Origin of the sequence: Stenotrophomonas sp. SrG (genome assembly GCF_050031795.1) — a bacterium.
Classification (GTDB): Bacteria; Pseudomonadota; Gammaproteobacteria; order Xanthomonadales; family Xanthomonadaceae; genus Stenotrophomonas; species Stenotrophomonas rhizophila_A.
The window spans coordinates 1-239 of the sequence record NZ_JBNBBE010001124.1; the positions used below are offsets into that span (position 1 = coordinate 1).

Annotated in this window: 1 pseudogene; it reads right to left on the bottom strand. The window is 68.6% G+C overall.

Going from position 1 to position 239, the window contains the following annotated elements:
- Positions 1 to 145: 145 nt before the first annotated feature.
- Positions 146 to 239: pseudogene (locus ACQG3P_RS22965) on the bottom strand (TetR family transcriptional regulator); the annotation flags it as partial.

Sequence of the window (239 nt, forward strand, 5' to 3'; positions counted from 1 at the left end):
CATCTTGTGCCACGCGACCCGTCTGGACGGCGGTTGGGCGCGGGACGGGGGGCCGGGGGGGCGGGGGTGCTGCTGCGGACCCGGTGGGGCCTCCAATGGAAATGGATGACCGGGGTACTGCGGCGGGATTTCGGTTACTGCGGCGTTAGCGCGTGGCGTGCGTCAACAACAACTGCGCAACATCCCTTGCGGTGGCTGCGGCGTCGTAGTCACCCATCACGCGCGATACGGTGATGGCG